We start from the raw sequence: 26433 nt of genomic DNA on the forward strand, positions 1-26433 counted from the left end.
TCTTTCGAAGGGAACGACAGTGCTTCTTGCTCCACCTTTGCGACCTTCGCCACCGACCGAGTTTGAGCTTCCGCTCATCGCGGCCCAACCTGGCATCTGGATGGGCGACCAAGTCTCGTCTACGCGAAACGCCTTTATCGTTGCGCAATATGTGGAGTTAAATGGCGACGTCGATGTCGAACGTTTTCGCCAGGCCATTCGCATCGGCCTTTCGGAAGCGGACACGGTTCACGCCCGGTTTATCGAGAGCGAAGGCAGACTCTCGCAAGTCATTCCTCGACGTCGAAATGCTGCAGACCTGCCCGAACCGGACGTTATCGACGTCGCTGGAGAACCGGATTCGCAAGCTGCCGCGCTTGGCTTCATGCGCGCCGATCTCGCCGCGTTAATGCCGCTTGACGGCGACGCCTTGCTCTATCGTCACGCGCTGATTTGTCTTGGCGAAACATCAAGCGGCGAGCGTTGGTTCTGGTATCAACGCTACCACCATCTGATGGTCGATGGTTTCAGCTTCACCGCCATCGCGCGTCGCATCACCGAAATTTACACGGCGTTGAGACGCCGCAAGCCTATTGGGGACTCGCCTTTCGCCTCGTTCGCCGAAGTCGTTGAAGAATATCGGTCCTACAAGGGCTCAAAGGCGCAAGAAGCGGACCGGCTCTTTTGGCTGGACCACGCACGAAATCTCCCAGCTCCCATCGCGCTGTCGCAACCAAGCGCAAGGACCGCGCGGGAGGCGGATGTATCATTGCCGCTGCGCCGCAGAATTCCCTTTCCGCCGCGCGTGATGATTGCCTTCGAGACGCAAGGCGCCGCAGTTCGCGTCGCCGGCGCGGAAATGGCGATGGCAGCGGTCTTCGCATATCTGCATCGAATGAGCGGCGCGACGCGATTGACGGTCGGCATGCCGTTCATGCGACGCATGGGATCGATCGCGCTTTTCGCCGTCGGTCCTGTCGTCAATGTCCTGCCTGTCCAGCTGAGCATCGAGCCCTCCATGTCGCTGTCGCAGGCGGCTGTGGGACTTGCCGCGGAACTGAAGGCGGTGCGTCGCCGCCAACGTTATGAAGCCGAACAGCTTCGCCGCGATTTTGGTTTGGTCGGATCGGATCGCTCTATGTATGGGCCGATGCTCAATCTTAAAATGTTCGATTATCGGCTGAATTTCGATGGCGTTACGGGCGTGACGCACCAGCTGGCCTCGGGGCCCGTCGAAGATGTGGAGATCGATCTTTATGTCGACGACGGCAGGCTGACGATCGATCTCGTCGTCAATTGCGACCGCTACGACGAGGAGGAATTGGAGCTGCACGCGAAGAGGCTCGCCTGTCTCGTCGAGCACCTCGCGGAAAATCCGGAGCTCGCGATTGGAGCGGCGCCGCTCCTGACCGACGCCGAGCTCGCGCTGATCGCGACAGCGAACGACACGGAGAGGGACGTTCCGCTGCTCACGTTGTGCAACATGCTCGCCGCACAGGCTGCAAAGACGCCGGACGCCGTGGCGCTTGTCGATAGAGACAATAGGCTCACCTATCGAGAGGTTCGGCGCCACGTCTCTCGACTTGCGCATATGCTCGCCGAAGCTGGAGTGGTCGCAGAAGACCATGTCGCGATCGCGCTTCCCCGCACCGTTCATTTAAGTCTCGCGATCATGGCGGTGCTGGAGACGGGCGCCGCCTACTTGCCCCTCGACATAAATTATCCGGACGATCGTCTGGCCTATATGGTCGAGGATGCAGCGCCGCGCTTGATCGTTACGAGCGAGAGTCTGCGAAGCCGCTTCGGGGAGATGGCGCCGGTTCTGACGTTCGATGAGCTCGTGCAAGACGAAGAATATTCTTTCACGCCGAAGACGGCGCTCACGCCCGACCATCCGGCCTACATCATCTACACTTCAGGTTTGACGGGGAAACCGAAGGGAGTCGTCGTGTCTCATGGCGCGGCCGTCAATCTCCTGTTCTGGCTTCAAGACGAATATTGCTTGAGCGCCGATGACGTCGTTCTGCAGAAGACCCCCTGCAGCTTCGACGTTTCGGTCGGCGAGTTCTTCTGGCCTTTGACATGCGGCGCGCGGCTCGTGATGGCCCCGGAAGAAGTGGACCGCGACCCGGAGGCTCTGCTTCACGTCATTCGCGATTATCGCGTCACGACGATGAATTTCGTGCCATCGCTGCTCGCCGCCTTTGTCGCTGGCGCGCGGCCGGCGCCGAACGCCGCGCGCGATGCTGCGAGTCTGCGCGTGGTCTTTTGCATTGGCGAGGCCTTGTCGACGGGCCTTGCCGAAGCTTTTGAGGACCTGTTTCACGCCCCGCTGCATAATGTCTATGGACCGACGGAAGCCACGGTCGAAGTCTCCTACCAGCCTGCATTCGGAAAGGCGCTCGCGTTAGCGCGCGGGCCTGGCGTGCCGATCGGCCGACCTTTGTGGAACACGGGCTTGCGCATATTGGACGTGCGCTTGCGTCCCACGCCGATCGGCGTCGCCGGCGATCTCTATCTGACGGGCGCGCAACTCGCGCAGGGTTATTGGCGGCGCGCGTCGTTGACCGCGAGCCGTTTTGTCGCAGACCCCGAGGCGGATGGCGAACGCATGTATCGCACTGGCGACTTCGCCCGCTGGCTGGCCGACGGAACCGTGGATTATCTCGGCCGCAGCGACGATCAGCTCAAAATTCGCGGGCAGCGGATCGAGCTTGGCGAAATCGAAAGCGCTTTGCGGGATCAGCCCGGCGTAGGGCAGGCGGCCGTCGTCGCCCGACTTCTCGGCGGCGGCGAGGCGTCGGCCCTTGGTTCCGACGCACGCCAACTGATCGGCTATGTGACGCCTGCAACGCCAAGCGACGAAATCGATGGCGAAGCGCTGCGCGCTGCGTTGGGAAAACGCCTCCCGGCCTATATGACGCCCGTTGCGATCGTGGCTCTGCAGGAATTTCCGTTGAGCGCCAACGGCAAGCTCGATCGGAAAGCCCTGCCCAATCCTCCCGGCACTCACCCGAAGGGCCGTCAGCCGCTTCCGGGACTGGAGACGATGCTGGCGGAACTCATCTCAAGCATCCTGCGCGTGAATGAGGTCGGCGCCGATGATGACTTCTTCTTTCTCGGCGGCGACAGCATTTCAGCGATAAGTCTTTGTGCGGCGCTGCGTCGGCGCGGCCATTTGTTGCGGCCGCGAGAAATTTTTGAATGCCGCAGCGTCGCGCGGATGGCGAAGGCGCTTGATTCGCATGCCGACGCCGCGCCTGAGGCGACTCCTGAGACGGTTGACATCAGCGATGCGGAGCTAACCGCGCTCCAGGAGCGCTATGGGCCCATTGGAGCCGTATTGCCCGCGTTGCCGTTGCAGGAAGGTCTGCTGTTCCATGCGCGGCTCGGCGAACAAGCGAGCCGCTACAACGCCATCTCGCGCTTCGATTTCGAAGGCGTCATCGATGTCGAGCGACTGAGAGATGCGCTGGAGACGCTGCTCCGGCGGCAACCTCAGCTGGCCGCTGCTTTCGACGTACAGCAAGGCGCGCCGCTGCAAATCGTGCCGTTGATCGATGAGGGTGCGGGCGCGCGTCGCTTTCCCTGGACGGATTGCGGACTTGAAGCGATCGGCGAAGAGGAGCAAGTCGCCAAACTCGATCGTCTCGAGCGACACGAGCTTGATCGGGATTTTCTCGGCGCAACGGGGAGAATGATGGCGCATGCGACGCTCGTGCGCCTTGCCGCCGACAGGCATGCGCTGCTCGTTTGCTCGCATCATTTGATCGGCGACGGCTGGTCCTCAACGATCATGCTGCGCGAGCTGCTTGCCGCCTATGCGGGCCATGCGCTGGCGCCCCTCACGCCCGATTATCCGACAGTCGTGCGTCGTCTGGCAAATCGCGATCCGGCGCCTGCGCGTCTCGCTTGGCGGGAGGCGCTGGAAGGCGCGGCGCCGACGCTGCTGTTTGAAAGCTCCAAGGACTTTGGAGTCATACATGAGCTGTCGCTTCATCTTCGGCCCGGACTCACAGAAGAACTCGACGCGCTGCGCCGCAGCCGCGGCCTGACGCTCAATACGCTCATGCAAGGCGTGTGGGGCGCTTTGCTTGCAACAATGACGGGCCGTAACGACGTCGTGTTCGGATCGCCGGTGTCGGGCCGGTCGGAAGCAGTTGAAGGAATCGAAGCGCATATCGGGCTTTTTACCAATACGCTGCCGGTCCGCCTGCGGCTCTCTCCCGATCGACCGCTTCTCGCGCAGCTTGCAAATGTACAGCAGCGACAAATCCACTTGTTGGAGCACGACGGCGTTGGCCTTGGCGAAATCCAACGGCTGTGCGGCGTTCCGACATTGTTCGACACGTTGCTGGTCGTGGAGAACTATCCGGAAGACGCGGGCCTCTTTGCGACCGACTTCGGCGGGCTGCGGTGCGTCGCCGCGCGCAATCGCGGTTATACGCATTATCCTCTGACTCTGATGGTCCTGCCGGGCCGCGGATTTGAGTTGCGGCTCGAATATCGCGACGGCGTAAAAGAGCCCCAGCGCATCGCGCGCCGCATCGCGCGACTGCTGGAACAGATCGTCGACCGCCCCGACGCGCCGCTCTCCGCAATGGATTTGCTGCTTCCTGAGGAGCGCGATCTGCTCGCAAGCGTCAACGACACGAATGTGGCGAATTATCCGAGCACGTTATGCGAGTTGCTCGCCGACCAGGCGCGCTGCACGCCCGACGCGATGGCGTTGGTCGACGGAGACCATGCGCTGACCTATCGCGAAGTGCGGCGGCAGATATCCGCGCTCGCGCGCATATTTGCGTCGACGGGCGTCACATCCGGCGACATCGTTGCAATCGCGCTGCCGCGCTCTGTTCGTCTCGTCATCGCCCTCATGGCGGCGCAGGAGGCGGGCGCCGCCTATCTGCCGCTCGACACGAGCTATCCTGAAGAACGTCTCGCCTATATGGTGCAAGACGCTTGCCCCCGGCTCATCGTCACCGCGCGCGAATTGCAGGAGCGCTTTGAGCCATTGGGCGCATTGTTCATCTATGATGAGCTGTTGGACGGCCCGCGCGAAGACGTCTTGAACAGCGTAGTCTGTCCAAGCCCCGAAGATCCGGCCTATGTCATCTATACCTCCGGCTCGACCGGTCGTCCTAAGGGCGTAACGGTGTCCCACCGAGCGATCGTCAATCGCTTGCGCTGGATGCAGCATGAATATCGGCTGACGGCTGACGACGTCGTCTTGCAGAAGACGCCGAGCAGTTTCGACGTTTCGGTATGGGAGTTCTTCTGGCCGCTGATCACAGGGGCTTGTCTCGTCGTCGCGCCGCCCGAAGCGCATCGCGATCCACGCGCGCTGCTTCGGCTGATTCAGGATCACCGCGTCAGCGTGATCCATTTCGTGCCGTCGATGCTCGCGACCTTTGTTGCGACGGCCAAATCACAATCCGGCCAAGCGTCGGACTGCAGCAGTCTGCGTCTCGTTTTCTGCAGCGGCGAGGCCTTGTCGAAAGAATTGGTCCGCTCTTATGAGACGCTGCTCAAGGCGCCCCTGCATAATCTTTACGGTCCGACTGAGGCGGCCGTCGACGTCACTTATCAGCAGGCGTGCGGAGCGGACGTGGAGGAAGCCGAAGAAGCGGCGAGCGTTCCCATCGGCAGGCCCGTGTGGAATACAGCCTTGCGGGTTCTCGATCCTTGGCTGCGGCCGACGCCGATCGGCGTGCCGGGCGAACTTTATCTTTCGGGCGTGCAACTCGCCGACTTCTATCTCAACCGCGCTTCGCTCACGGCCAGTCGCTTCGTCGCCGACCCCTTCGCCGCCGGAGAAAGAATGTATCGAACGGGCGACATCGTTCGTTGGTTGACGAATGGGACGGTTGAATATCTCGGCCGGGTCGACGACCAGATCAAGATTCGCGGCCAGCGGATCGAACTGGGCGAAATCGAAAGCGCGCTCCTGGAGCAGCCTGGCGTTGCGCGCGCCGCAGTCATAGCAAGAGCGATTGGCGAACGAGTCGGCGGCGGCGCCGATGAGCGTCAGCTGATCGGCTATGTCGTTCCGTCAGAAGATGCGGAGCTCGATGGCGAGGCGCTACGTAACGCGCTGTCGCGTCGTCTACCAGGCCATATGACTCCAGCGGCGGTCATCTGCCTGAGGGAATTCCCGCTTAACGCCAGCGGCAAATTGGACAGAAAGGCGTTGCCGGCGCCAGGTGAGACGCGTCAACGCCAGGGTCGCAAGCCTCTTCCAGGCATTGAGACGACTCTCACGGAAATATTCGCGCGCGTTCTCGGCGTCGACGACGTGAACGCCGACGATGACTTTTTCGCACTGGGCGGACATTCATTGCTCGCCATGCAGCTTGCCACGGCGTTGGAGACGGAGTTCAAAATTCCCGTTTCGGTCGGCGAAGTCATCGTCAGTTCGAGCGTCGAGCGGCTGGCGCGCACGCTTTTCGGCGAACAGACGGGCGAAGAGCGAAAGACGGGCTTCGGCGAAGTGCTGCATCTGCGCTCGGGTGCCGGCGCGCCGCTCTTCTGCATTCATCCTGCTTCGGGCTTCTCCTGGCAGTTCAGCGTGCTCACTCGCTATCTCGAAAGCGACTGCGCGGTGATCGGACTTCAGTCGCCGCGCCCGAATGGCGTCATCGCAGTCTGCGACACGATGGCTGAGGTTTGCAAAAGACATCTCGAGACGATCCGTAACATTCAGCCTCGCGGACCTTACCGGCTGCTCGGCTATTCGCTCGGCGGCGTTGTGGCGCAGGCGATCGCGGCGCGACTTGTCGAAGAAGGGGACGCAGTCGAATTCTTGGGATTGCTCGATACCTATCCGCCGGAAATTCAGGACTGGAGCAGGCCGCCGACGGAAGACGAAGGGCGCGAGATCGAAAAGGAGCGCGCGCTGTTCATGAACGCGTCCAAAGACGCTCTCGACTCTGCCCTGGCGAAGGAGAAGGCCGAGATGTTCGGCCATATCATGAGGAACTACGAAGATTCAGTGCGTCTTCTCTCCACCGCGAAGACGGCGCGTTATCCCGGCGCGGCAACGCTATTCGTAGCGAAGCGGACCTTGCCGCCGGGGATGGACGTCCAGGAAACCTGGCGTCCCTATGTGGGCCAGCTTCACGTCTTCGAACTGGACTGCGCCCACACGGACATTGTCTCTCCGCGCTCTTTGAAGGCTTTGGGACCAATCCTCAATGACCTGCTGCGCGACCCGGAGGCGAGGGGATAGGCCATGGACTCTCAGCACTCCCCTGTGGCGTTGCAAGAGACGCGCAACGAGGCCAAGGGCGCTTCGCAAAGTCCCGCTCGTGAACCGGCTGGCGCGGGCAAGAGCAAATCCTCTCTCCTGTTGGATTTCAGCCTGCTGCGCGATAACGCGCCGTTTCGCACTGTCGTCATCGCGCGGACGCTGTCGGTGTTTGCGTTGGGGATGCTGACCGTGGCGGCGCCGGTTCAAATTCAGGATATGACCGGCTCCCCTATGCAAGTCGGCATAGCCATAGCGCTCGGGGGCGGCGGCGCCTTTGCCGGGTTATTGGCGGGCGGCGTGCTTGCGGACCGGTGGGATAGACGCAAGCTCATCCTCTTTGCCCGATCGGTCTGTGGCCTCGGCTTCGCGGCGCTCGCCGTCAATGGCTTCAGCGCATCGCCTTCTGTGCTTGCGATGTATGTATTGGCCTTGTGGGATGGATTTTTCAGCGCGCTCGGCGTGACGGCGCTGCTTGCCGCAACGCCTTTCCTGGTCGGCCGCGAAAATCTTGCCGCCGCAGGCGCCTTCAACATGCTGACGGTGCGCATGGGCGGCATACTTTCTCCCGCCATCGGCGGGATTGTCATTGCCTCCTTCGGCGTTGGCTGGAATTACGTCGCAGCGACGATAGGGACGCTGATCACCGTCACTCAGCTCATGCGGCTCCCGCCGATGCCTCCCGCGAAACGCGAACCGCAGCATCCGCTGCGCGCTCTCGGGGATGGCATAGGATACCTGTTCGTCAACAGGCTTGTCGGCGCCGTCGTGGCGGTTGGCGCGCTTGTCAGTCTGGGGGCCGGCGTTCGCATTCTTCTGCCGGCCCTCGGCGAGGACGTCTACCGCGTCGGACCGTCGGCTGTTGGGTTTATGTATTCGGCAGCGCCGCTCGGCGCGACGCTCGCCGCTTTGACGAGCGGTTGGCTGGGCTGCTTTACCCGTTCCGGAGCGCTATTGCTTGCGAGCGGCGCGGCGGCGTTCGCCGCGCTGGGCGCGCTCGGAGTGGCGAGCGATTTTCTGGTGGCTTTTGGCGCTCTCGCGGGCTTTGGCTATTTGAGCTCGATCGCATCGCTTTTGCAGTTCACGCTCGTCCAGCGCCACACGCCGGATCAGCTACTCGGGCGCGTCAATGGCCTATGGGCCGCTCAGGCGATCAGCGGGGAAGCCTTCGGCGCATTGGCACTCGCCGCCTTGAGTCGCTTCTTCGCGCCGACGCCGGCCATTCTCACTTTCAGCGTGCTCGCGTTTCTATTGAGCGGAGCGATGGCGATCGGATTCCGTTCCCTGCGTTGCGTCTCGTTCAAGCAAAACGAAGATTTGCCTGCAACCCTCGAGGAGAACCCAGAGCCGCGACCTGCAACGCTTGGATAGCAAGAAAGCTTGATGCGCTTCCGCGCATGAAAGCGCCTTTGAATGAAGAAGAAACCGATAGCGACAGAGGTGCGACATGAATGCGATTAATCTTGCCCCTGCACTTTCGACTATTGAAGCCAACCCAACCTTTTTGTTCACATCGCCGCATCGAAGCATCAGGGCGTATGGCGTCGCCGAAAGGATCTGTCTCTCGGCGAGCGGCGCAGCGCATTCGGACAGTTTCCTGCAAACGGCCGTACAGGCTGCAATCGATCGGGCGCGCAAGGCCGGACAGGCCAATCCCATCGTTGCGGGCGCCATCCCCTTCGACATACGACAGCCTTGCTCCCTATTCGTGCCAATGGCCTACACGGTCTTCGCAAGAGAGTCGCTGCTCGTCGAAGACACACGCTCTGAGCGTGCGCCCACTGTGCTCGGCATGCGCAGCCTTCCCGATAAGGGCGGCTACAAGGACGCTGTCTCGCGCGCCATTGCAAGTTTCCGCGTCGGGAAAATGTCGAAGGCGGTACTATCGCGTATTCTTGAAATCGAGCTGGCGCAACCGGTCGACGTCGCGGCGATCTTGAACGCCTTGGTGAAGCAAAATCCGGGCGGCTACCATTTCAAGGCGCCTTTGGGCGATGGGGCCATATTGCTCGGAGCAAGTCCCGAGCTGCTGATCCGAAAGGACGGCGCCTCGATTCACACTAATCCTTTGGCTGGCTCTACAAAACGCAGATCGGACCCGGATGAAGATCAGCTGGCGAGCCGAACGCTGTTGCAGTCGAACAAGGACAATTTCGAGCATAGCCTTGTCGTGCACGAAATACAGGAAGCGCTGGCGCCGGTGTGCAAAGCTCTGAGGACGCCAGCTGAGCCAGCACTCATGAACACGTCGACGATGTGGCATCTTTCGACGCTGATCACCGGCGAACTTGAAGATCAGCAGACGTCAGCGCTTCAGCTCGCCTGTCGATTGCACCCGACGCCTGCGGTCTGCGGTTATCCGACCGCTGAGTCGCGATCGCTGATCGGCGACCTGGAGTCGTTCGATCGCGGCATTTTCAGCGGCGCGGTTGGATGGTGCGACTCAGAAGGGAATGGCGAATGGGCTGTGGCGATACGTTGCGGCACGGTTCGAGACAAGACGATCAGACTCTTTGCCGGCGCAGGCATCGTCGAGGCTTCTGATCCGGAATCGGAGTGGGCGGAAACTGAAGCGAAGCTGGGCACGATGCTACGCGCTTTCGGGATAGAGACGGGGCAACCCATATGCCAATAGAGTTCACGCCCTGGCCTGAAGCCTTCGCGCACAGATACCGCGACAAGGGCTACTGGCGTGGCGAGCCGCTGACGGAAATTCTGCAAAGGGCATTCCGTCGAAGTCCGGACGCTCTCGCGCTTATTTGCGGCGATCGACATATCACTTACGCGGAGTTGGGCGCCAACTCATCGCGACTTGCGTCTAGCCTCATGCGGCGCGGAATATGCTCTGGCGATACGGCGCTTGTGCAGCTTCCGAACATCGCCGAGTTTTATATTGTCTTCTTCGCGCTTCTTAAAATGGGCGTGGGGCCGGTCAACGCATTGTTTAACCACGACCGGTTGGAGATGACAGCCTATGCCGGACAGATTCAGCCGACGCTTCTGATCGCATCCGCTGAACATCATCTTTTCGCTGATGACGATTATGTGAAACGTTTGCAGAGCTTCGCGCCAACGCTAAGAGTTGTCGCGATCCACGGCCGAACTGAATACGCTGAAGAACTCGAATCGCTATGGGAAGGCGACTCAGGCTGCGCGGCGGATGAATTACGCCCTTCCGCGCCTGATCAGGTGGCGTTCTTCCAATTGTCAGGGGGGAGCACCGACGTTCCCAAGCTTATTCCGCGCACGCACGACGACTATTACTATAGCGTGCGGCGGAGCGCGGAAATTTGCCGTTTGACGCCTGAAACCCGCTATCTGTGCGCGCTTCCGGCGGCGCATAACTTTCCTCTGAGTTCGCCTGGCGCGCTCGGCATCTTTCACGCCGGCGGAACTGTCATCATGGCGCAGAACGCGAGCGCCGACCACTGCTTCGACCTCATTCGACGTCATAAGGCCAACTTCGCGGCGATCGTGCCGACGATCGCTTCGCTATGGCTCGACGCCGTCGCTGGCGACTCTTTTGAAGCGCCAAATCTCGATGTCATGCAGGTGGGCGGCGCGCGGCTCAGCGAGACGGTTGCTCGCCGACTCGTCGCCGTTTTCGGTTGCCGGCTTCAGCAGGTTTTCGGCATGGCCGAGGGCCTCGTGAACTACACGGGTCTCGATGACGATTCCGATCGCATCTTTACGACTCAAGGCCGGCCGATGAGTTCCGACGATGAGTTGAAAGTTGTCGACGCGAATGGCGAAGAAGCGTCCCCAGGCGATGTCGGAGAACTCTTGACACGCGGTCCTTATACGATCCGCGGCTATTATCGCTGCCCGGATTACAACGCCCGCGCCTTTGATAACGATGGCTTTTATCGCACGGGCGATCTCGTCGAAATGACGGTGGACGGATATTTAAGAGTCGTCGGCCGCAAGAAGGATCAGATCAACCGCGGCGGCGAGAAGATTTCTGCGGAAGAGATCGAGAATTTGTTGCTGCAGCACGACGCCGTTCTGCACGCCGCTCTCATTTCGATGCCAGACTCGCTGATGGGGGAGAAAAGTTGCGCCTACATTGTCACGAGCGACTCTGCACTCCGTCCGATCGCTTTGCGCAGGCACCTGCGCAGCCAGGGAATCGCCGAATTCAAGCTCCCAGATCGTTTCGAATTCCTCGATCAGATGCCGCTTACGGCCCTCGGAAAGGTCGACAAACGAACTTTACGTAGCGACATCCAGGCAAAGCTCAACGTCTAAACGATAGGAATGGACCATGGCCATACAATCCCTTGCGTCTTACGCCATGCCGAGCCCGGATTCGGTCATAAACAAAGTCGATTGGAACTTTGCTCCCGAACGCGCGGCGCTGCTCATCCATGACATGCAAGAATATTTCATCGGTTTCTACGGTGTGGAAAGTCCGCTGGTCAATCAGCTCATTTCAAACATTCGAAGGCTGCGCGCCTTTTTTAAGGCACACGGCGCGCCGGTGATTTATACTGCGCAGCCGATTGAGCAGAGCGACCGAGATCGCGGTTTATTGAACGATATGTGGGGACCGGGTCTGAACGCCCATCCGCATCTGCGCAAAATTATTGAGGCGCTCTCGCCGGAAGCCGACGACATTGTGCTGACCAAGTGGCGTTATAGCGCTTTCAAACGCTCGACGCTCGCCGAGATGATGAAGGACATGGGCAGAGACCAACTTGCGATCTGCGGCGTCTATGGGCACATCGGCTGCCTGACGACCGCGCTCGACGCCTTCATGCATGACATCAAGCCTTTCATGATCGCCGACGCAATTGGCGACTTTTCGCTCGAAGATCATCTCATGACTCTGAACTATGTCGCAGGGCGCTGCGGCATGGCGATCGGCGTCGAGGACGTGCTCGCCGCACGAAGCACACATTCCGCCTCGTTAACTAGAGAAGATCTCAAGAGGCAACTCTTGTCGGCGCTCGATGTCGAGGAATCGGAATTCGACGCTGACGAAAACCTTATCGATTACGGACTCGATTCGGTGCGCGTGATGATGCTGGTCACGGAATGGCGCAAGCTCGGCATAGATCTGAGCTTTGATGAGTTAGCAAGAGAGCCAACCTTGAACGGCTGGTGGAACATCATCGATCGGCGGCTCCCTGCAGCCGTTTCCGCGTGAAATCTGGGTGCTCGTCAATGGATTTTTCAGGGAAGCGGATCTGGGTGACGGGCGCCGGCCAGGGAATCGGCTACGAGACCGCGGCCCAATTCGCGGCGCTTGGCGGTGACGTAGTTGGATTGGACAAGAGCTTTTCGGGCTCAAACTATCCTTTCGCGACCGTGCGCCTCGACGTCAGCGAACGCGACCAGGTGCAAAGAGTCTGCGGAGCGCTACTGGAAGAGCGTGCGCAGTTGGATGTGCTGGTAAGCGCTGCCGGCGTCCTGCGTCTCGGTTTGACGGAAGAGCTGAGCTTTGACGATTGGGCCTCGTGTATGAGCGTCAACGTCTCCGGCCCATTTCACCTTTTTCAGCACACGATCCCGCAGTTCAAACGGCAGCGCTCGGGCGCCATCGTCAGCGTCGCCTCCAACGCCGCGCATACGCCGCGCATGTTGATGAGCGCCTATTGCGCCTCCAAGGCGGCGCTGACAAGTCTGACGCAATGCGTGGGCTTGGAACTCGCATCCTATGGCGTGAGATGCAATCTCGTGTCCCCCGGCTCGACCGACACCGCCATGCAGCGGTCGATGTGGCGTTCGGCTGAGGGAGAGAAGCAAGTGATCTCCGGCGATCTTCAATCCTTCAAATTGGGCATTCCGCTTGGAACGATCGCCGCGCCAGAGGAAATCGCGAGCGCCGTCGTGTTTCTTGCGTCGGATCTCGCCAGTCACATCACGCTTCAGGATCTTGTCGTCGATGGCGGCGCGACGCTTGCCTCCTAGGGGATGATCGAAGTGCGCACTTGCGCTTCCCGATGATCCTGCAGCAAACTTTTCTCGAGCGGCGCACGACTGAGCGCCATTGCGCACTTTATCGCAGAAGAAGAAAAAGCGAACAGTCTGTGCACACGAATTGCACGCGCGCCGATTCAAATATCTGAAATTTAGATTTATTCACTCCAATCCACCATCGGCGCCATGGAAAACCGGATATCCTCGGTGAATGCGTCATTGGCCGCATAGCCTTGCCATGGGCGGCAACCTGCCGTACGAACGCTGCGCAACACAAGGGAAACGTGGCGGCGCGGCTTGCGCCCGGAGAGCGCAATGAAGGAGAAGATCGACGCTTATCTGCTCCAAGAGCTGCATCGGGAGCTCAGCGATATCGAGCAATATGACATCGATCCGCGCATTCGGTCCGTTTACGCCAAGGCTCTCGAGCTTTACTGGACTCTCTCGCGCCTCCTTGGCCTTGGGCGCCTGCATGATGGACGGTGGCGCACGCCTAATCCCGCCAAGGCGCAGGCGCTGCGCACGCGCCTCGAAGGAGCTATCCCGCCTCCGGCCGAGCGCAATCGGCTGCTGATCGATATGACGGCGACGCATCGCTTTGGCGGCCATTCGGGCGTGCAGCGCGTCGTGCGCGAAATCGCTCGCGCCTGCGTTGAAAGCGGCAAAGGGCTTCCGGTCTATCTCGAAGCGGGACGACTCTACGGCCACTTCAAGCACGACAATTTGCCTGACGCGATCGAGCTGCAGAAAGGTGACAAGCTGCTCTTGCTCGATTCCGGATGGGGCTTCGTCGAGGAATATCCGCCGCTCTTGGCGACGGCGCATGAGGCTGGCGCCGAAGTCGTCGGTTGCCTCTATGATCTTATTCCGCTGCGTTATCCGGCCGCCACCGCTGTAAAGAACAGCGCGCCTTTCATGCCTTGGTTCGAAAAGGCGCTGCTCAATTGCGACGCGATCGTCTGCATCTCGCAAAGCGTCGCGCATGACCTTATCGCCTATGTGCGCGAAAAGCGTCTCGTGGCGCCTGACAATATGCGGATTGGCTGGTGGCCGCTTGGCGCCGATTTTCGTGATTGTGGGAAAGAAGCGCCATCGAAGCTGGCGGAACAAATCGCTTCAGCGCCGACACCGTTCTTCATGAGCGTGGGAACGCTCGAGCCGCGCAAGGCCTATCCGATCGCTTTGGATGCCTTCGAACTACTATGGTTCGAGGGCTGCGACGCGCGCTATGTCATTGTCGGCCGGCCGGGATGGAACACTCGGGCGCTGCAACGCCGTATCCGGCGGCACCGCGAATACGGACGTCGGCTGTTCTGGCTCGATAATGCGAGCGATGCCGATCTTTCTCATCTTTATCCTCATGCGCGCGGGCTGATCTTTCCCTCCTTTGTTGAAGGCTTCGGCATGCCGCTGATCGAAGCCACGCATCACGGGGCGCGAGTCATCGCAAGCGACATTCCGGTCTTTCGCGAAGTCGGCGGCGACGAGGCTGTCTATTTCGACATTCTCGACCCGCAATCGCTCGCGACGCGGGTGCGGGAAGCGCTCGCGGAAACTAGAAAGGTCAGGGCTCCGGCGGTCATGACCTGGAGGGAATCGGCGGAGCGGCTCGCCGGGATGGTCGGTAGCGGGCTGTATCAGATAAACTCCGTTGGCCTGGCCGGTGCCCTTAAATCCGCGAAATAAAAGGCGTGCTCGAGTCGCGTTGCTACAGCTGTCGCTTCCGCCTATCTTCGGCGAGTTCGGTGAGAGCCTCTTTGCTCTCGCGAAGGGACCTGCATTGATGACAGCCAGCCTCTCCGTCTGCATTCCCGTTTACAATTTTGCGAAATTCATTCCGGAAACGCTCGATTCAATCCTGAATCAGGATGGTGGGGACGAGGTGGAGATCGTGATTCTGGACGGTGCCTCGATCGATAACACTGCTGAAATTATTACCGGTTACCAGCACAAACATCGCAACATAAACTATATCCGGCAGCCTCAGAAAGGCGGCATCGATCGGGACATGGCGAAGTCAGTGGAGCCTGCGACGGGCGACTATTGTTGGCTCTTTAGTGGCGACGACATCATGTGGCCGGGCGCGTTGCGGCGGATACTGAAGGAAATTCAAAGCGGCAACGATCTCTATTTGTGCAAGCATCTGGAGTACTATTTTTACGACGACAGATGGGTGGAATATCCGACCGTGGCGTGCAAGGACGGGGCCGTCTTTGAGCTTTCAGATCCGCTCAGCCGCCGCGTCTATTTCAGTAAAGCGGTTAACACCGAAGCGTTCTTCAGCTTTATCGGCGGCATCATCGTAAAGCGCTCGACGTGGAATCGCGTGCCGCTCAATGAAAATTTCGTCGGAAGCTGCTGGGGGCATGTCGCGCGACTTTTCGAATTGATGCCAAGCGGACTGAGCGTCAAATGCCTTTCCGGTGCGCTGCTCGCTCGGCGCCCCGATAACGACTCGTTCGCAGGCGGCGGCTTGGTCAATCGCTACCGCATCGCGATTGAAGGATTTTACGATATTGCCGACCACTATTTTGGCCACGACAGCACCGAGGCTTCCCACGTTCGGCGGGTGATCAGACATGAATTCCATCCGCTTGCCATGCAGCTCGGCAAATTCATGTGCTTCGTCAATCCGAATGGCGAGAATCGGGCGTTAATGGATAGTCTAATGAAGAAGGTCTATTCGGATTTTTCTTTGGACAGCTTTCGCGCCAAATTCGACTATTGGACGATGTCGCCGGCACGTTTCAGGCGTCGGCATTCTGAACTCTGCGCGCTGCATGAGCAGAAGCTTAAGGATCGCCAATAAAAAGCTTAAGGGTCGTCTCTTAGCTGGATGCAGCGCTCGTTCGGCAAGCCATTCACTTCACGCCAGCCGATTCAAGAATTCCGTCGTGGCGAGCGCTCCTTCTCCAAACATTGAGCTTGCCTCATCATCGCTTTGGCTTCGCTACGAAACTTAGCAGGCGACTCCATAGGGAGATTTTCGGTTCGTCAATGTTGGCGAAGTTTCTCGCAACATAAACATCATTTGGCTCAAGGCGGCGCCACATCGCGTAGCCAGCCTTTTTCATGAACTCGATATATTCGTCCTTCTGAAACAGATTTTCGAGGATGACGACGCTCGGATTATACTTTTCCAGCGACAGCCCTCGCATGACGTTCAGCTCCCAGCCTTCGACGTCGATCGCGAGTATATCGATATGATCAATATCCGGCTCGTGTTCCTTCAAGATTGTATCTAAGCGCCTCACTTTTACCGGCACGGTTTTTATCCGTGTGCTGCTTTTGACGGTTTCGTGAAGCTTCGCGAATTCGTCTTTTATGCCAAGCGAGGAAAAAGACTCGAAAGAAACTTGCCCCCCTAAATAGTCGGCGCCCTGAGAATCGACGACGAAGAAATCCACGTTGTCGGCATCGACGTCGCTACAAGCATATTCATAGACTTCGTGTCCGCGGGTTCGATGGGCCGCGCAAAATTCGGGATTTGGCTCGATCGCGACGATTTTCCATCCAAGGTCGCGGAATCTTGCGCTGATGGACAGATAGTCGGGAAGCGCGGCGCCAACCTCGACAAAAACGCCCGGCTCGCTCCTATTCTTGAAGAATTTATCGTGGACCAGGATGTCCACGTCTTTTTCGGCTGTCATGCCTACCTGCCTTGCCGCCCCACGCCAAACATGCGTTTGATCGCCGTCATCTTGTCCTCTTGAGGAGGGCGCGACGCTTGCGATTGTGACTGCGCGAGCAATTCCCGCCAAACAGGCTGGGCTTTTGCCATGCGCACGGACTCGGCGTCGAGCTTTCTGAACACAAATCCGGCGAAACCGTATTCGCTGCCCTCATATTCGAAATCTTCGATTCCTTCGGACCAGATTGGCGGGTCGACGAGCGCGCAATCTTCCATCGCGTTGATCAGTCTTTCGTGCAAGTCACGGGTCGTGTACAGCCGATGGTCGACGATCGGCTTGATTTGGCCCGGCCGCCAGCCTTCCTTGAAATCCACGGTCAACACCGCGAGACCCCCGGGTCGGAGGAACTCGCTGATGATGCGGACGAATTGCTCGTCATCGGCGACATGTTCAAGAACCGATACGCTGAGGCACAGGTCATAGGAGCCTAGCTGGGCCCAAGGTGAGCGATAAAAATCGAGCAGCGTCATCCCATTGACGTTGGGATCGATCTCATCGATCTGATAACCCTGAGCGCGGAGCGTGGCGACAGCGGTATCTTCAAACGAGCCCGCCGCCATGATTCGCGCGTTGGGGCATTCGGCGAGAAAACGCCGCGCCGTGTCGAGCGCAAAGCCTTGCTGAATATTGGCGCGCTCGATCTTGCGGGCGAGCATGTCGGGGACATATTTTTCCAGATCCCCAATGGCGTCGCTATAAGCGGCGCGCGAGCGATCATCGAGAATCTTATTGAAGCCGCGGCGATCGGGCGTCGCGCGGCTCGCCTCTCGCGCCCTCATTGCGTCGATTATAGACCTGTTCAACTCGGCTATGACCCGTTCCGGCGCGGCGGCCGCCCGCAGGGCGTCGAGCATGGAAGCGTCGCCTTCGGCGATATCGATCAAGCGGCGATCTTCGATGAAAATCGAAGGATTGACGTGGAACATATGTCGGAACATCGCCGATCGAGTCAGCGCGAAGGGACGTCCGCACGCCAAGGCAAAGTCGACACAACTTGATATGCCAGATGTCGGCATATCGTCATAGAGGAATGCGTTCATCGTATTGCCCGCGAGGAACTCGATGATTTGCGCATTGTCGAAAAAGTGGTTGGTGACGACAAGTTCGACCCCCGGCTTAGTGATCGATTTTTTGCATCGTTCAATTGTCTGGGCAATTTGGGCGTCCGAAACAATATCGGGATTGTCGTGCTTAGGCATATTAAGTCGGATGATCGCGCGATCGAATTGTTCGTTGACGAGCGCGCAGAGCCGTTCGAAGCCCTTGCCTGGCGTAGCGAAGCCAAACGAGCCGATCGTGAATGTCTCCGGCGCCGGCGGAAGCTTGCCGGGAGAGGTTGGGAGAAAGCGCGGGGCGCGCAGAGCGACCGGATTGCGCGGAATGAGCGTAGGGTCGAGACAAATTAAAAAGTCGAACGGCGCTACGCCAGACCCGTCGGCAATTTCCTGACTGGCCTGATGGAGGAGACAGAACAGCGGTGCCTGCAACTCATTGACTGGCGCGTCGGTCAGCCACGCCATCGTGCTGGGGTGGTGATTGAATAGGATGGCGTCTGGCCTTCTTTCCTGAACGACAGTCTGCAACTCATCGAAACTATCACATTCGGCGTAAGACCAGACAATCGCGTGGTCTTTCGACAACACGTCGTGGAGATTTCTGCCGTATTGATAAACGCCGCAATGCTCTCCCCTATGCGATACGATCAGCCCCGTGAGCATTTGGCGTCTCCATGCCGCTTGGCGTAAAGCGATAATCAGACGATTTCAATTTCAGGGAAGGGGAAGATCATTTTGCCGCCGCCCGCAAGATATTCCTGCTCGCGCGCCAATATGCCTTCCTTGAAGTGCCAAGGGAGCACCAGGAAATAGTCCGGCTTCATGGCGCGCGCTTCCGCTTCCGAAATAATCGGAATGTGCGTGCCGGGCGTGAAGCAGCCGAATTTGTCGGGATTGACCTCAGCGATAGCGTCGACGAGATCTGGGCCGATTTGGCAGAATTGCAGGACGACATTGCCTTTAGTTGAGGCGCCGTAGCCTAGGATTCGCTTGTTGTCATCCTTGAGGGCGCGCAGCAGCCGGCGCAAGTCCTCGCGATGTCGGAACACGCGATCTTCGAAATCGCGATAGGGACGAGGCGTGTTCAGCCCCATACGCTCCTCTTGAGCAAGCAGCCAGTTTATGACCGCGAGATTGCGTTTTCGCTGTCCGTTTTTATGGCCGGCAGTCACGGCGAAACTGCCGCCATTGATGGCGTTCATCTGCACATCGAGGACCTCAAGATCGGCGGCGTCGAGGATCTTCTTGATTACGCCGAGCGAGTAATATTCGACATGCTCATGGCAGATCGTGTCATAGGAGGTCAGCCGCAGCATCGAGGGCATGTAGCTCTGCTCAAAGTGCCAGACGCCATCTGGTGCGAGGACCTTGGCGACCTCTCGCGCAAACCAGACTGGATCATCGAGATCGTAGAACATCGCGATCGATGTGACGATCTTGGCCTTCTTCGGTGAGAGCCGTTCAAACGCTTGAGAAGAGAAGAACTCAGGGGCGAGCCTTATGTCGTCAGGGTAGTATTGCCGGAATTTCGCGCCGGTCGGATCAATGCCGATGCGCGCGAGGCCCGATGTGGAATAGGCCTTGAGAGACGTTGCGTCGTTCGAGCCGATGTCGAGCACCGCGTCGCCAGGTTTGAGATCGGCAAAGCGCTCGAGATGGGCGATCTTTTGGCTCAGATGACGCACCATCGATTGGTTGAGCCCTGAGCGATAACCGTAATTCTCTCCGTACATCTCGTTGGCTTCATAGCTGTGCGCTAGCTGAAGCAACCCGGATTCAGGACACCAGACAAGCTCCAAAGGGCCGACCGTGACAGGCGTTTCGCGCGAGCTTGGAAAGACGCCGGTCAGCGCTTGGTCGCCAAGCGACAGAACGGAGACGAGATTAGTGGAGCCGCCAACACGGCATTTGGTGATTCTCTTCGTCATGTTTCCAAATCCCCCGCGCACTCACCCCTGAACGGTTCATGCTTGCCGGGGTCCAAGATCGTGGCCCGAAAAGCTTTTCCGCGCATGCTTTGCTCCGAAACGCACCGAAGTCTTGGCCTCAAGACGGCGAAGGTGTCAATCTCCTGCGGATTAGAACGGCAGATACTGATAGAGCCAGTTCTCCGAAAGCACTTCGTCGCCGTTCCGTAGGTAAAGACGCATTTCCACAGGGTCGCGGCCTTCGACGGTCAGATCGAACTGCGCTCGCCAATGGCCCGGAACATTGTCGAAAACCGCCTCGGTGAAAACGTAAGAGAAGGTTCCGCGAGAAGCCCACAACACGGGTTCGGGCTTCACGCCGAAGGGGAGCTTTGCGAGCGGCTCGCCGAGAAATTCCACCATGAATTTGCGTACGCCCTTGGGACGCGGCTTGCCGGGCTGCCCGCCATTGCCGAGTCTGGTCGCGATGCAACGGGCGAGCGGCGTCGGATAGGGCTCATCGGCCAGCCAGTGCAGCCGATAGGAATAGTCGAATGAAGCGCCGGCGACGGCGGGCTTCTCGGGCGCCCACAGCACGACGATGTTGTCGTGGATCTCGTCGTCCGTCGGGATTTCGATGAGTTGAACCGCGCCCTTGCCCCAGTCGCCCTTGGGCTCGATCCAAACGCTCGGGCGGCGATCGTAGAAGACGTTGTCGAGATAGTGGTCGTAGTTGCGATCGCGTTGCATCAGGCCGAAGCCCTTGGGATTATTGTCGCCGAACGCCGATGCAATCACCCGGTTCGGATTGTTCAACGGCCGCCATAGGCGCTCGCCATCGCCCGTCCACATGCTTAATCCGTCAGAATCGTGCACTTCCGGCCGCCAATCGATCGCCGTCGGCTTTGCGGTCTCCGAAAACCAGTACATCGAAGTGAGCGGCGCGACGCCGAAGCGGGTGAAGGCGCCGCGCAAATGCAGAGAGCAGTCGATGTCCATGACCACGCCTTTGCCGCGCGTCATCAGAAAGCGATATGCGCCAACAATCGAAGGCCCTTCGAGCAGCGCGTGCAGGATGACGCCGTCCTCCGTCTCCGGACCGATGTATATTTCGGTGAAATCGGGGAATTCTTCGCTGGCTCCGGCCTGCCAGGTGTCGAGCGCAACCCCTCGCGCTGACATCCCATATTGACGCAATTCGCCAATCGCACGGAAATATGACGCGCCGAGAAAGGCGACCCAGTCGTTTCTCTTCCAGTCGAGCGCGCCGTCCTTCGCCTCCTGAATGCGAAATCCGGCGAAGCCGGCGCCGGGCGGCAATTGGCGCGCAATCGAATCTGCCGGCATGTTGAAGTAGCTCGTATCGTAAAGGACCTCGCGCGCCTCGCCGTTTTCGACGACGTGGATGCGCACCGCCTTTTTGAAGAACATGCCGAGATGAAAGAACTCAACTGGAAAGCGCTCCTTGGCGTCGGCGAAGAGCGCATGGTCGGTGTTGTAGGTAATCTGCCCCCACTTCTCGTAATCAATTTGCGAGACGATCTCGGGAGCAGGGATATTCGGCTTACGATAGGGCTCCTTGACGAGCTGTTGCACCCTTTGCTTGAGCGCCTCGAAGGAGAACGGTTGCGGCTCGCTGAGCCGGAGATTGGAGACGCTCGTCGCCGCCTCGCTGCGGGTCGCGCCAACGGCGCCTAAAGCGCTGGTCGCCGCCGCCGCCTTGAGAAACGAGCGACGATCCTGCTTCTCGACCATCTCGGCGTCCTTGCTGCGAAGTTTGGGAGATGCGCGTTTGGCGCTGCGGCCGCCGCGAGTCTTTCGTGGGGCGCGAGTCATGAAGAGGCAGGACCTTAGTCAGCCGCGTATCGGCTCATTGCGAAGGGCGGTCCGCATGAAGAAGTAGAGTCCGACGAGGCCGGCGAGCGAGAAGATGATTTCTAACCCCCGGCTGATCAGGGGATCGAGCTGGAACAGGCCGCCCAGCGCCCAGCCCGCCGCCCAGGACGCGCCGACGAGCTCGGTGCCGACGAGGATCGCTACGGCGACGAGCGTCGATAGGTGCAGATAGTTGATGGGCTTCTGGCTCATGACGCCATTCTCGAGCTTACCTTAAACAGCGGCGGGGCCGCGTCGCGTGGTGCTATAGCAAAGGCTGACGCAAGGCAAGCCGGACCAGGCCCGCTTTGCCGCGACGTGATATGAGAAGTCACTGATTCAGAAAGATTATTCTGCGTAGGGCGAAGCCCGGCCTTCATTTTTCACGGTCTTTCCGCTTGTATGTTTTTGCCCCGCAATGATAATCGGCGCCACCGAAGGCGTGGCGCATCTGCACGTCGCGCAGCGCGAAAGGGCGAAGTTTGTCGCAACCCGCCAGCAAGAGCTATCTCAACCGCAAATCCGTTCACAAGATCATCGCCGATCATGCCGCCTCCGAAGGAGACGGGCTTAAGCGCGCGCTCGGCTGGGCGTCGTTGATGTCGCTCGGCGTCGGCGGAATTATCGGCGCCGGCATTTTCGTTCTAACCGGCACGGCGGCGGCGAATTACGCCGGGCCCGGCGTGATGATCTCCTTCGTGCTGTCGGGCCTCGCCTGCGCCTTTGTCGCGCTCTGCTATGCCGAACTTGCTGCGCTCATCCCCGTATCCGGCAGCACATACACCTACACTTATGTCACTCTCGGCGAGATTTTCGCCTGGATCATCGGCTGGAATCTCGTGCTGGAATACGCTGCCGGCGCCGCCACTGTGGCGGTCGGTTGGGGCGGCTATTTCAATCGCGTGATGCAAGGTTTCGGCATCAAGGTGCCGTCGCAATTTACCACCGCCTTTTTCGCCGATCCGACCGCACATGGCGCGCCGCCGGACGCCGTGCATGGATTGTTCAACGTCCCGGCCGCCGGTATCGTACTGTTGCTGACCGCGCTGCTCGTGCGCGGCACGACCGAGTCGACGCTTTTCAATAATGTCATCGTCGCCATCAAAGTCACTGTCGTGCTGTTGGTGATCATTGTCGGCGCTGCGCATGTCGACGGCGCCAACTGGTCGCCGCTCATCCCTGACAACACAGGGGAATTTGGGACCTATGGCTGGAGCGGCGTGGTGCGCGGCGCGTCGGTCGTCTTCTTCGCCTATATCGGCTTTGACTCAGTCTCGACCGCGGCGCAGGAGGCGCATAATCCGCAGCGTGACGTGCCGATTGGAATCATCGGCTCGCTCATAGTCTGCACGATTCTCTACATCGCCGTGGCGGCGGTCGCGACCGGCGTGGTGAATTACAAGGAGCTCGGCGTTCCCGACCCGATGGCGCTGGTGATGGACCGCACCGGCGTTTCCTGGCTCGCCTGGGCCGTGAAACTCGGCGCGCTTGCCGGACTGACGACGGCGATTTTGGTGCTGCTCTATGGCCAGACGCGCATCTTCTTCGCGATGGCGCATGATGGCTTGCTTCCACCGATTTTCGCGCGGCTTCATCCCGAATGGCGCACGCCCGCCGTTAGCCAGATCCTCGTCGGCGTCGTCGTCGCTCTCGCCGCCGGTCTGTTGCCGCTCGATATTCTCGGCGAGATGGTCAGCATCGGCACGCTCGCGGCTTTTGCGCTCGTTTGCATGGCCGTGATTCACTTGCGCAAAATGCATCCGGAACTCAGTCGTCCTTTCCGTGCGCCTGGAATTCCTTGGCTGCCCATCGCCGGGATTTTGTCCTGTTTTGCGCTGATGGTCGCGCTTCCGCTCGACACCTGGCTGCGGCTGCTGATCTGGACGGGGGTTGGGGTTGGGATTTACCTGGTTTATGGGCTTAAGCATGCGAAACGACTCAACTGATTGAGTCGAAGAGCCTTGATCGCTGTTCGAAAGGTGCAGGCGGGGGAACACTCAGCCGCCAGGAAGGTTACGAATAAGTTCCCCGACCGTTAATCAAAACGGATTACTCGGGGGGTGACCTTCGAGTAGCGTCGAACAGGGTTCGGGCGAAATGAATGCGCCGGCAATTGTCTGGTTTCGCAATGATTTGCGCGTAGCCGACAACCCGGCCCTCACCGCGGCGGCGCGAACTGACGCTCCACTCGTCGCGCTTTATGTTCTGGATGACGAGAGCCCCGGCGAATGGAGCCCGGGCGCGGCGGCGCGCTGGTGGCTGCATCATTCTCTTGCGGCGCTAGCCGAGAGCCTCGCTGAGCGAGGCGTGCAGCTGACTCTGCGCCGCGGTCGGGCTCAGTATGTTTTTGAACAGATCGTCGCCGAAATCGGCGCTGGCGCTGTCTTCTGGAACAAGCTTTACGAACCTTGGGCGATCCGGCGGGACGAGGAAATCACCGCGCAATTGCACGATGATGGCGTCGAAACCCACTGCTTCCATGAGTCCTTGCTCTTCGAGCCAGAGACCCTTCGCACCAAACAGGGGGAAAGCTTTCGCGCGTTCACGCCCTTCTGGCGCGCCTGCCTCGCCGCGCCGCCGCCTGAGGCTCCTCTGCCTGCGCCGACTGGCCTGCACGCCGCGCCGCTCCCGCCCCACAGCGACGATCTCGACGCCTGGCGCTTGCTGCCGCAGAACCCCGACTGGGCGGTGGGTATGCGCAAGGCGTGGCTCGTTGGCGAGACGGCGGCCCGCGCTGAATTTGCAGACTTCGCGCGTCACCACGTCGTCGATTACAAGGCCGAGCGCGACTTCATGGGGCGCGTCGGCGTTTCGCGGCTCTCCCCGCATTTGCACTTTGGCGAGCTGTCGCCTCGAGAAGTTTGGCGCGCGATTAGCGAGCCAGCCAGCATCGGCGGCGAGGCCTACTTGCGGGAGCTCGGCTGGCGCGAGTTCTGCCATCACCTGTTGATCGCCCATCACGACTTGCCGGAGCGTCCGCTCGACAGGACCTTCGAGCGCTTTCCCTATCGCGATGACGAGAGGGCGCTAGACGCCTGGCGAAACGGCCAGACCGGCTATCCGCTCGTCGACGCGGCGATGCGCGAATTGTGGATCACGGGCTGGATGCACAATCGCGCGCGGCTCGTTTCGGCGAGCTTCCTGATCAAGCACCTTCTGATCGATTGGCGAAAAGGAGAGCGCTGGTTCTGGGACACGCTGGTCGACGCCGATCTCGCCAACAATAGCGCCAACTGGCAGTGGGTGGCGGGCTGCGGCGCCGACGCCGCGCCTTACTTCCGCATCTTCAATCCTGCGCTTCAGGGGGAAAAATTCGATCCGGACGGCGCCTATGTGCGCCGTTACGTGCCTGAGCTCGCTGAGCTCGACGCTCACTACATCCACCGCCCCTGGACGGCGCCAGAGGATGTCTTGCGCGCGGCCGGCGTGCGGCTTGGCGACACCTATCCCCATCCCATCGTCGATCATGCTGAGGCGCGGGATCGCGCGCTCGCGGCATTCGAATGGATGCGGGGCCAAGCCTCATTGCGAGAGGCGTAGCGGCACAGCAATCTAGAGTCGCGACCAGAAGTCTGGATTGCTTCGCTTCGCTCGCAATGACGGCGGTTTAGGCGCTGCCCTGCATCACCGCGCCTGCGCTACAATGACGCGATCGCTCGCAAATTGCGCCATGATCCGGTAAGCCAGCGGCATGGTTGAACATATTCGCCCCTTCGAAGAAATCCGTATGTTGCTGGCGGCGCTGCCTGGACCCGACCCGGCGGCCGTGGCGGCGGCGCGGGCGCGTGACGTTCTGCTGACCAAGCCGCCTGGCGCTCTCGGTCGTCTCGAAGAGATCGTCGAATGGCTCGCCGCCTGGCAGGGCAGGGCGCAGCCCTCGATCGAACGCCCGCTGGTCGCGGTATTTGCGGGCAATCATGGCGTCGCGGCGCAGGGCGTTTCGGCGTTTCCGGCGAGCGTCACACAGCAGATGGTGGCGAATTTCCTGAGCGGCGGCGCGGCGATCAATCAGATCTGCAAGGCGCATGGCGTCGGCCTCAAGGTCTTTGAACTCGCCCTTGAACAGCCGACGGCGGATTTTACCGAGGCGCCGGCCATGGACGAGCGCGAGGCTGCGGCGACCTTCGCCTATGGAATGGAGGCGATCCAGGACGAAGTTGACCTTCTGGCGCCGGGCGAAATGGGCATCGGCAATACGACAAGTGCGGCGGCGATCTATGCAGCGCTCTATGGGGGGCCCGCGTCGCGTTGGACCGGACGCGGCGCCGGCGTCGACGAGGCGGGACTTGTGCGAAAGAACGCCGCGATCGACCGCGCGCTGGCGCTGCATGGCGCGCATTTTGCTGACCCTTTGGAAATCCTGCGTCGGGTCGGCGGACGGGAAATCGCGGCGATGATGGGCGCAATCGCCGCCGCGAGGCTCAATCGAATTCCCGTCGTGCTAGACGGCTATGTCGCCTGCGCCGCCGCAGCGCTGCTTCATGCGATTACGCCCGAGGCCATTGCGCATTGCATGGCCGGCCATGTCTCGGCGGAGGGGGCGCATCGCGATGTTCTGGCCCGGCTCGGCAAGCGCCCGCTGCTCGATCTCGATATGCGGCTTGGCGAAGGCTCTGGCGCCGCCCTCGCCATAGGCTTGATCAAAGCCGCGTTAGCGTGCCACCGGGATATGGCCACCTTCGAGACTGCCGGCGTTTCGGAAAAATCAAAATAATCGCCCACGGCCAAGCTCCGCTCTCAAGAAACTGTCACATCCG

Annotated in this window: 16 protein-coding genes; 11 read left to right on the forward strand and 5 right to left on the reverse strand. The window is 60.0% G+C overall.

Annotated elements, in window-relative coordinates; genetic code table 11:
- The first annotated feature begins 19 nt into the window (after positions 1 to 19).
- The 8 genes from FEV16_RS11275 (at position 20) to FEV16_RS11310 (ending at position 15956) form a co-directional block, all read left to right on the forward strand.
- A complete protein-coding gene (locus FEV16_RS11275) occupies positions 20 to 7207 on the forward strand; it encodes a non-ribosomal peptide synthetase (protein ID WP_138167737.1) in 7188 nt (2395 codons plus the stop codon).
- Positions 7208 to 7210: 3 nt separating this feature from the next.
- On the forward strand, positions 7211 to 8596 hold the full coding sequence (entS, locus tag FEV16_RS11280) for an enterobactin transporter EntS (RefSeq protein WP_138167738.1): 1386 nt from the start codon (positions 7211 to 7213) through the stop codon (positions 8594 to 8596).
- A gap of 76 nt (positions 8597 to 8672) precedes the next feature.
- Positions 8673 to 9860, forward strand: coding sequence for an isochorismate synthase (locus tag FEV16_RS11285; RefSeq protein ID WP_138167739.1), 1188 nt, complete (start codon positions 8673 to 8675; stop codon positions 9858 to 9860).
- Positions 9851 to 11473, forward strand: coding sequence for a (2,3-dihydroxybenzoyl)adenylate synthase (locus FEV16_RS11290; protein ID WP_138167740.1), 1623 nt, complete (start codon positions 9851 to 9853; stop codon positions 11471 to 11473). Before FEV16_RS11285 ends, FEV16_RS11290 begins: the two co-directional genes overlap by 10 nt.
- 16 nt (positions 11474 to 11489) lie before the next feature.
- Entirely contained in the window at positions 11490 to 12374 is an 885-nt protein-coding gene (locus FEV16_RS11295) for an isochorismatase family protein (RefSeq protein ID WP_138167741.1), read from the forward strand.
- A gap of 17 nt (positions 12375 to 12391) precedes the next feature.
- Positions 12392 to 13138: a 2,3-dihydro-2,3-dihydroxybenzoate dehydrogenase gene (gene dhbA, locus FEV16_RS11300; RefSeq protein WP_138167742.1), complete on the forward strand. Its 747-nt coding sequence runs from the start codon at positions 12392 to 12394 to the stop codon at positions 13136 to 13138.
- Positions 13139 to 13462: 324 nt separating this feature from the next.
- Positions 13463 to 14833, forward strand: coding sequence for a glycosyltransferase family 1 protein (locus tag FEV16_RS11305; RefSeq protein ID WP_138167743.1), 1371 nt, complete (start codon positions 13463 to 13465; stop codon positions 14831 to 14833).
- Positions 14799 to 15956 (forward strand): glycosyltransferase family 2 protein, encoded by a 1158-nt coding sequence (locus FEV16_RS11310; RefSeq protein ID WP_246657293.1) that lies wholly within the window; start codon positions 14799 to 14801, stop codon positions 15954 to 15956. The genes FEV16_RS11305 and FEV16_RS11310 overlap by 35 nt, the downstream gene beginning before the upstream one ends.
- Positions 15957 to 16080: 124 nt before the next feature.
- On the opposite strand, the gene FEV16_RS11315 is transcribed toward FEV16_RS11310, so the two are convergent.
- From FEV16_RS11315 to FEV16_RS11335, 5 genes are all read right to left on the reverse strand, one after another.
- Entirely contained in the window at positions 16081 to 16908 is an 828-nt protein-coding gene (locus tag FEV16_RS11315) for an FkbM family methyltransferase (protein ID WP_246657294.1), read from the reverse strand.
- Entirely contained in the window at positions 16800 to 18557 is a 1758-nt protein-coding gene (locus FEV16_RS11320) for a methyltransferase domain-containing protein (protein ID WP_138167744.1), read from the reverse strand. The genes FEV16_RS11315 and FEV16_RS11320 overlap by 109 nt, the downstream gene beginning before the upstream one ends.
- 35 nt (positions 18558 to 18592) lie before the next feature.
- A complete protein-coding gene (locus FEV16_RS11325) occupies positions 18593 to 19822 on the reverse strand; it encodes a class I SAM-dependent methyltransferase (protein ID WP_138167745.1) in 1230 nt (409 codons plus the stop codon).
- Positions 19823 to 19972: 150 nt separating this feature from the next.
- A complete protein-coding gene (locus FEV16_RS11330; protein ID WP_138167746.1) occupies positions 19973 to 21556 on the reverse strand; it encodes a glucan biosynthesis protein D in 1584 nt (527 codons plus the stop codon).
- 99 nt (positions 21557 to 21655) lie between these two features.
- Positions 21656 to 21889: a hypothetical protein gene (locus FEV16_RS11335; RefSeq protein WP_138167747.1), complete on the reverse strand. Its 234-nt coding sequence runs from the start codon at positions 21887 to 21889 to the stop codon at positions 21656 to 21658.
- 269 nt (positions 21890 to 22158) lie between these two features.
- Between FEV16_RS11335 and FEV16_RS11340 the strand changes: the two genes are divergently transcribed.
- The 3 genes from FEV16_RS11340 to cobT all read left to right on the forward strand — a co-directional run bounded on the left by FEV16_RS11340 (position 22159) and on the right by cobT (position 26390).
- Positions 22159 to 23622, forward strand: coding sequence for an amino acid permease (locus FEV16_RS11340; RefSeq protein WP_138167748.1), 1464 nt, complete (start codon positions 22159 to 22161; stop codon positions 23620 to 23622).
- Positions 23623 to 23773: 151 nt separating this feature from the next.
- Positions 23774 to 25216, forward strand: a complete 1443-nt coding sequence (locus FEV16_RS11345) for a deoxyribodipyrimidine photo-lyase (protein WP_138167749.1) — start codon at positions 23774 to 23776, stop codon at positions 25214 to 25216.
- Between the two features lie 151 nt (positions 25217 to 25367).
- Entirely contained in the window at positions 25368 to 26390 is a 1023-nt protein-coding gene (gene cobT, locus FEV16_RS11350; protein WP_138167750.1) for a nicotinate-nucleotide--dimethylbenzimidazole phosphoribosyltransferase, read from the forward strand.
- The last annotated feature ends 43 nt before the right edge of the window (positions 26391 to 26433 follow it).

The sequence above is a fragment of the Methylocystis sp. B8 genome (assembly GCF_005771425.1).
Taxonomy (GTDB): domain Bacteria; phylum Pseudomonadota; class Alphaproteobacteria; order Rhizobiales; family Beijerinckiaceae; genus Methylocystis.

What these genes read in the sequence shown, in the direction of transcription:
- entS (WP_138167738.1), top strand. Translation starts at nt 7,211, where the DNA reads ATGGACTCTCAGCACTCCCCTGTGGCGTTGCAAGAGACGCGCAACGAG.
- FEV16_RS11285 (WP_138167739.1), top strand. Translation starts at nt 8,673, where the DNA reads ATGAATGCGATTAATCTTGCCCCTGCACTTTCGACTATTGAAGCCAAC.
- FEV16_RS11290 (WP_138167740.1), top strand. Translation starts at nt 9,851, where the DNA reads ATGCCAATAGAGTTCACGCCCTGGCCTGAAGCCTTCGCGCACAGATAC.
- FEV16_RS11295 (WP_138167741.1), top strand. Translation starts at nt 11,490, where the DNA reads ATGGCCATACAATCCCTTGCGTCTTACGCCATGCCGAGCCCGGATTCG.
- dhbA (WP_138167742.1), top strand. Translation starts at nt 12,392, where the DNA reads ATGGATTTTTCAGGGAAGCGGATCTGGGTGACGGGCGCCGGCCAGGGA.
- FEV16_RS11305 (WP_138167743.1), top strand. Translation starts at nt 13,463, where the DNA reads ATGAAGGAGAAGATCGACGCTTATCTGCTCCAAGAGCTGCATCGGGAG.
- FEV16_RS11320 (WP_138167744.1), bottom strand. Translation starts at nt 18,557, where the DNA reads ATGCTCACGGGGCTGATCGTATCGCATAGGGGAGAGCATTGCGGCGTT.
- FEV16_RS11325 (WP_138167745.1), bottom strand. Translation starts at nt 19,822, where the DNA reads ATGACGAAGAGAATCACCAAATGCCGTGTTGGCGGCTCCACTAATCTC.
- FEV16_RS11330 (WP_138167746.1), bottom strand. Translation starts at nt 21,556, where the DNA reads ATGGTCGAGAAGCAGGATCGTCGCTCGTTTCTCAAGGCGGCGGCGGCG.
- FEV16_RS11335 (WP_138167747.1), bottom strand. Translation starts at nt 21,889, where the DNA reads ATGAGCCAGAAGCCCATCAACTATCTGCACCTATCGACGCTCGTCGCC.
- FEV16_RS11345 (WP_138167749.1), top strand. Translation starts at nt 23,774, where the DNA reads ATGAATGCGCCGGCAATTGTCTGGTTTCGCAATGATTTGCGCGTAGCC.
- cobT (WP_138167750.1), top strand. Translation starts at nt 25,368, where the DNA reads ATGGTTGAACATATTCGCCCCTTCGAAGAAATCCGTATGTTGCTGGCG.